Origin of the sequence: Saccharospirillum impatiens DSM 12546, assembly GCF_000423605.1 — a bacterium.
In the GTDB taxonomy this organism is placed as follows: Bacteria; Pseudomonadota; Gammaproteobacteria; order Pseudomonadales; family Natronospirillaceae; genus Saccharospirillum; species Saccharospirillum impatiens.
Map to the genome: position 1 here is coordinate 1 of NZ_AUIH01000096.1, position 5,568 is coordinate 5,568.

Below are 5,568 nucleotides of genomic sequence, written 5' to 3' on the forward strand. Positions count from 1 at the left end.
CAATTCTACAAAGTATTAGGGCCTTTTTAACCCTCTGATCGAGATTTTTCTTTTATTTTCAGAAGCTTAGCCGTTTATGGACGGGCACTAGCTACGCAATGCCTAGTCAACCGATGGCCTGAACACCAACATCCGGTTATTCGCTGGCATGGTCGCGTCTTTTGCCAATACCAGGCCTACTGAACTGGCCAGTGTATTGAGGTCGTCCATGTCCCGAATGCCCATGTGTGAGCCCCGGGTTCTTAAGTGCTGGTCGAACTGTTTGTTGCTGTCACTGGAGAACTGCCCCTGGCTGTTGAACGGCCCGTAAAGACAAAACGCCCCGCCCACAGTTAGCCGCTCTGCGATACCGTGGAACATCTGTTCAACTTCTTTCCAGGCCATGATGTGGGCCGTGTTCGCGGAGAACGCCCAGCGAAATGAGTCAATAGGCCAGGGCGGTGTGCCGACATCCAGCTCGATAACAGGAAGGGTATTGGACAGCGCAGCCTGATCCAGCCGCAGCCGACTCAGTTCGGCCGCGTCAGGGTGGTCGGTCGGTTGCCACTTCAAATGAGGCATCGCCTGAGCTAAATGCACGGCATGCTGCCCGGTGCCAGTGCCGATTTCCAAGACCCGGCCGGGTTCATCAAACACCTCACGCAATATTGCCAATATAGGCGCCTTGTTGTTTTCACAAGCCTGTGAAAACGGCAGTTCAATAGGCATGGGATTCCGCACTCCGTTTTTCTCTACACTAATTGTCTTACGCTCACGCGCGCGAACAGCACCCGTAACGACATTAACGACTCGTTGCCAGGACGTTTTAGCACGCGCAGAGCCCTGGGGGGAGTTGCTTAGAGGCTCCCTAGTTCTGCATGGGAATACCTTCTTCCCATCTGAAACCAATGCCGCCGCCTTTCCAGACACCTTCGCCGAACGGGCTTGGTCCGTCAATGTTCAAATACTGAGGCAGGTCAAAACCAGGCGACAGATCCTGAACTCCGCGAACGGTACTGCGGTGCATGATGCGCAGACCTTGTTCATCGACCGGCAGATGCGCTTGCGGTGAGGCCCGGTGAGCTACCGTTAGATTATCGATAAACAGACAATCATTTTCCTGATACTCGTAGCCAATGGCGTAACCGTCTTCCAGCCCAGCATTAAGGATATCGTTGTATTCATGACACAACTGCGTCAGTTCGTCAGCGTCTAAAAGCCGATACCCATCCGCATCTTTCAATTTTTCAACCACACCACCCGTCATACCCAGGTGCAGCCAGATGCACCTGCGCCCGGAGATGGGATGGACATGCACGATCGGGTGCACGACGCCTGAAGCAGAGTTCACCGAAGAAAGACGACACCAGAATTCCTGACGGTCTTCCGGCAACGCATCGTAAGCAGCACCCTGGTGCGCGAAATAGGTACCGCCGCCGTTTTCCGCTGGTCTGATTATGTGATAGCCCGAGTGCGAAAAGGTAGCCGGTATGAAACTGCCGTCGTTGTGCCACTGTGGCCCTACGCCGGGAATGCCGATACGGCGATCGTTCGACAAGCGAAAGATGTGCTGGTTTCCGCCTGGCGTCGCCGGATGCACACCATGCGTGCTGTGCAGTGCCTTGCCACCCCACAGACAACTTGCGCGCAGGAAATCGTCGACATCGAGCGGCTTTTCGTTCTTAAACACGACAAAGCCGCGGTTGGCCATTTCGAGTTCGAGGGCTTCGACAACGTCGGGCGGCGGCGGAGTGTCTGACGTCAGATTAATGCCGTGCACTTCGGCACCTATTGGCTCCAGAGGTAAGATTCTTCCTCCATTTTTTTCGATAAGTGCTGCCCGTGCCGGATCGAGTGGCGCAATGCTCAGTTCATCGGTTTTCAAAGCCTGTGTCCTGTTGCCAATGTTACAGCGTTGACTTACAACAATGTCGAGTAAGAAGTGCCGTTAGGTTTCGGCGCCAGAGCGTGACTGACTCTGGCCTGTCACTGATTTAGGTTTTTCCAATACGGTATGTTTGAAGGCAAGCTTGTCGAAAATAAACCGTCCAACTGATCAATCATTGTTATCTATGGGCAACAGTTGTTAAGTTTTGTATCGATACGGGGCAAACCACCGGCCTGGGTAAATGAGAGATTCACAGGTGATGCCTGAATACGCTAGCGAACGTTGCCTTGAACGCCCAATCGATTCAATGCCTGGTAGAGCTCCGTCTCACTCATCTGCACATGCTCCAAAACACGTCCGTAAAGCATGGCCGTGGGTACATTGCGGTTCTGGCATTCTTGCTGAGTGTACCGGAGTACATACAGAACAATGCGATCGGCGTGAGTCAGACCATCCCGGCTGTCGGGGAGCGTATCCCGGCTGGCTTGGCATTGCTCCGCGCTCATAAGAATACCTTTACGCTACTTCCCAGCGCGAGCTCACCGCCTTCTATCACCCGGGCAGTGATCCCTCCGTGCCCGCGCATCGCATTGTAGGCGCCCGGCCCAAGGGCTTTCTCCATTTTGCTGCACGGGTGGCACAGTCCCGTGTATTCAAAGACGGCATCACCGATTCGAAACCGCTTGCCTTTCAGCGCCAGCAAATTCAGGCCAGACACGACAAGGTTGCGTCGGAATACTTCGGGCCCTATCGATTCACGCTGTAAGCATGAGGCTATGACATGAAGGTGTTCCTGCTGAATCACAGTGACCTGCCGCTTGCTGGTCTCACGGCCATTGAATCGGTCACCTTCCAGACCTTTTCCGGGGCGGGCGACCGCACGATCGAGTATCTGCATGGCCTGATCACGACCCGGTCGGACACCAATCCACTCAACCCGGCCAGATTGCGGCAGGGTATCGAGCAACGTTTGCAGTGGGGTAGATTCAGGCACAAATACTCACTCTCTAACCAGGCAGTTATGGTCAGTTTGCCATGGCACCTTGGACCAACGCCAGGCTCCGGGCTCCGGCTCGTTCAGTGGGGCTGGTTCTATTGAGCGGTTCAACGTACTCTTGAGGTCATCTTCTGATTCCACGGTTTTGCAGTCCAATAGAGGCCCGATATGAGTACATCTCCATGAAAGCAGCACTTAGAAATCTGTTTCAGCCCCTCCTCCGGGTATTTGAATCGGGGGAGGGAGAATACCGGTATGAGCAATCGCATCGGAAAATTTTGCTGGCGGTAGGAGTCTTGTTCCTGTTTTTGTCGGCGGTATCTGCCGCACTCGCCTTGGCCTCGTCACAGTGGGGCGGGCTTGCTCCGGTGCTGGTCTTCTTTCTAATCGGGCTGGTTTGCGAGGTGATTGGCTTGCTGGGGAACGATAGGGCTGTCGCCAAAATATGGGGCAATAAGTAGAGCTTACGGCCCGGCAGCGAGCAGCTTGTCGTGCGGCACAACCGTGCCGCAGACGTCAATTCCTTTAAACGAGAGACTCAGTCACAACTGATTGAGGTTGGTCACCATAGTGACTGGGTAAACACTGGATTTCTGCAACGAAGGGTTCAGGGCGCGCATTTCATTACTCAGCGACTGCAGCCTCTCCATCCTGTTCGCCGGCGAAGGGTGGGTGCTTAGAAACTCTGGCTGACCGCCACCCGCTTTAGCCATTTTACCCCACAATGTCGCCGCAGCATCGGGGTTGTAGCCTGCCCGGGCGGCCAATTCAACGCCTATACGATCGGCCTCGGTCTCGGCTGTCCGGCTGTTAGGCAATTGCAGCGCAAGCTGTGCCGCTACAGCTGTACCACTCAAAACATAGCCGTTACGGTCGGTTACCGATGACGCCACAGACAAACCCGTATTGATCAGAATCGCCCGGGACATTTTCTCAGCCGTATGATTCGCCAGTGCGTGGGATATCTCGTGACCCATAATCTGGGCAATTTCGTCATCCGTCAGGTCTAGCTGCGTCACAATGCCACTGTAAATGGCCATGCGACCACCGGCCATGCACCAGGCATTTAACGTTTCCGGGTCGTCGATGATGGCCACACTCCACTGCCAGTCGGCGCTGGAGGGGTTCATCTTGATTGCTTCGGTCACCAGCCGCCCGGTGATCGTTGAAATGCGATTCACCCAGACCGGGTCGGTAATCAACTGATGCTCACGGGTCACTTCTGAAACCGTACTGACATAGGCTTGCCTGGATTCACTGATCGCCTGCTCGGGCGACATGAGCATCACCTGTGAACGACCCGTGGGGCTGGTAGCGCAGGCACTGAGCAGAAAAACAGTCAGCACGGTGAGGATCATATTGTTCATATCAGGTCCTTTCGAATAGGGTAAGCCAGGCCAGCACGCCAAGGGTGCCAGAAAAACAGACTATATACCCGAACCCCGGCACATATCACCTAAATGCCACAACAGTGTTGAACCGGCAGTGTATCCGGGTCGTATAAAGCGAGAAGCGCCTCACCGCAGTGCTCCGCCGGCTACAAGCGCCTTCTCAAAAGGCCAGGGCCAGTTTGCTACACGAACTTAATCAGGATGACCTCTTGAATACCATTAATCCAAGAAAGTTGTTGCACAGTAAATGGACCGCCGTTCACCCTGTTAACAAAGAAAAGCACTTTCTGGTAACCGAGGTTGAGTTCGATGAAGACGGGAGTGTGTGTCATTGCCTACTGGAGGCCGTCATTTCCAGCCGGTCGGAACCAATTGACTGGACCGTATTAACCGACGCTAACGTCTGGCATCAAGGTTGGACATGACAGCACCGGCATGCCTTTGCGGGTGCTGTGGATATACCAGATAAACCGAGTCAGCCTTACAAAAAAGACTAGGCCTCGTTGGCCTTCAGCATGTGATAGAGCTTGTCTTTCAGGCTCAGCCGCAGTTTCTTGCGCTCTTCCAGATACTCATCATTAACATATTCGCTACCGGTCTCAATGCCACGAACTTCATGTTCTACCTCTGTGTATTCTTCAAAAAGCTTGGCAAAGTGCCGATCATTCATTTTTAGATCATGAATCTGATCGCGGTATTCTGGAAACTCATGCAATAGATCGTGTTTTTCAACCATGTATTGCTCCTTTACTATTGGGAAGTGAGATATCTGCGGTGCTTCGCATACTTTGCACCGTTTGAGCCGAACGTACTGTGTTAACCATTAGTTGAACTATAAAAGAACAGCGTTAAACACCGCATAAACGAGTGAAAAGCAATCTGTGTTCACAACTACTGAATGGCCACGAGTGTAGAAGACTGACAATTCATGTCAAAAGGTTGAGGTGTAAGTTAGGTGTATGGCTATAGGGCAATGAAAAGGTCGCAGTAGGAATGCCCATATAGTGGACCCCATGATTTAGACCACGGGCATAGGTAGAATGCCACGACCAAGCAGGAGTAGTAACGTGGCGAGAAAACGGTTCAGTAGTGAGTTCAAGGCCAAGGTCGCAATGGAGGCTATCCGAGGCGACAAGACAGTCGCTCAATTATCTTCGCAGTGCGGCGTACATGCCTCTCAGATCAACACCTGGAAGAAAATCGCCCAGGAGCGACTGGTGGAAGCCTTCGAACGCGGCAGTAGCCAACCCGACCCGAAAAAGCTGGAAGCTCGGGAAGACCATCTATATCAACAAATTGGCAAGCTGCAGGTC

At 53.2% G+C, this 5,568-nt stretch carries 9 protein-coding genes; 3 read left to right on the forward strand and 6 right to left on the reverse strand.

Annotated elements, in window-relative coordinates; all coding sequences use genetic code 11:
- Window positions 1-102: 102 nt before the first annotated feature.
- The 4 genes from G565_RS0120075 to G565_RS0120090 all read right to left on the reverse strand — a co-directional run bounded on the left by G565_RS0120075 (window position 103) and on the right by G565_RS0120090 (window position 2,861).
- The gene (locus G565_RS0120075; RefSeq protein WP_028672416.1) at window positions 103-708 is read right to left on the reverse strand and encodes a DUF938 domain-containing protein; all 606 of its coding nucleotides are present in this window, start codon (window positions 706-708) and stop codon (window positions 103-105) included.
- A gap of 139 nt (window positions 709-847) precedes the next feature.
- A complete protein-coding gene (locus tag G565_RS0120080) occupies window positions 848-1,864 on the reverse strand; it encodes a TauD/TfdA dioxygenase family protein (RefSeq protein WP_051208325.1) in 1,017 nt (338 codons plus the stop codon).
- A 275-nt stretch (window positions 1,865-2,139) separates the two neighbouring features.
- Window positions 2,140-2,373, reverse strand: a complete 234-nt coding sequence (locus G565_RS0120085) for a hypothetical protein (RefSeq protein WP_028672418.1) — start codon at window positions 2,371-2,373, stop codon at window positions 2,140-2,142.
- Complete coding sequence (locus tag G565_RS0120090) at window positions 2,370-2,861, reverse strand: MOSC domain-containing protein (protein ID WP_028672419.1); 492 nt, start codon at window positions 2,859-2,861, stop codon at window positions 2,370-2,372. Before G565_RS0120090 ends, G565_RS0120085 begins: the two co-directional genes overlap by 4 nt.
- Window positions 2,862-3,046: 185 nt before the next feature.
- On the opposite strand from G565_RS0120090, the gene G565_RS0120095 reads away from it, so the two are divergent.
- The gene (locus G565_RS0120095) at window positions 3,047-3,325 is read left to right on the forward strand and encodes a hypothetical protein (RefSeq protein ID WP_028672420.1); all 279 of its coding nucleotides are present in this window, start codon (window positions 3,047-3,049) and stop codon (window positions 3,323-3,325) included.
- 81 nt (window positions 3,326-3,406) lie between these two features.
- Here G565_RS0120095 and G565_RS0120100 read toward each other — a convergent pair whose 3' ends face one another.
- Window positions 3,407-4,231, reverse strand: a complete 825-nt coding sequence (locus tag G565_RS0120100) for a M48 family metallopeptidase (protein WP_028672421.1) — start codon at window positions 4,229-4,231, stop codon at window positions 3,407-3,409.
- A 158-nt stretch (window positions 4,232-4,389) separates the two neighbouring features.
- Here G565_RS0120100 and G565_RS26585 point away from each other — a divergent pair, with 158 nt between their 5' ends.
- The gene (locus tag G565_RS26585; protein WP_342662991.1) at window positions 4,390-4,680 is read left to right on the forward strand and encodes a TIGR02450 family Trp-rich protein; all 291 of its coding nucleotides are present in this window, start codon (window positions 4,390-4,392) and stop codon (window positions 4,678-4,680) included.
- A gap of 68 nt (window positions 4,681-4,748) precedes the next feature.
- Here G565_RS26585 and G565_RS0120110 read toward each other — a convergent pair whose 3' ends face one another.
- Window positions 4,749-4,991 (reverse strand): HP1242/YdcH family protein, encoded by a 243-nt coding sequence (locus tag G565_RS0120110; protein WP_028672422.1) that lies wholly within the window; start codon window positions 4,989-4,991, stop codon window positions 4,749-4,751.
- Between the two features lie 376 nt (window positions 4,992-5,367).
- Here G565_RS0120110 and G565_RS0120115 point away from each other — a divergent pair.
- Window positions 5,368-5,568 (forward strand): transposase (locus tag G565_RS0120115; RefSeq protein WP_483826396.1); only part of this gene is annotated, 201 nt, incomplete at its 3' end.

Bases quoted from the DNA above. Each gene is read 5' to 3' on its own strand.
- G565_RS0120110 (WP_028672422.1), bottom strand. From the start codon at position 4,991: ATGGTTGAAAAACACGATCTATTGCATGAGTTTCCAGAATACCGCGAT.
- G565_RS0120095 (WP_028672420.1), top strand. From the start codon at position 3,047: ATGAAAGCAGCACTTAGAAATCTGTTTCAGCCCCTCCTCCGGGTATTT.
- G565_RS0120085 (WP_028672418.1), bottom strand. From the start codon at position 2,373: ATGAGCGCGGAGCAATGCCAAGCCAGCCGGGATACGCTCCCCGACAGC.
- G565_RS0120075 (WP_028672416.1), bottom strand. From the start codon at position 708: ATGCCTATTGAACTGCCGTTTTCACAGGCTTGTGAAAACAACAAGGCG.
- G565_RS0120100 (WP_028672421.1), bottom strand. From the start codon at position 4,231: ATGAACAATATGATCCTCACCGTGCTGACTGTTTTTCTGCTCAGTGCC.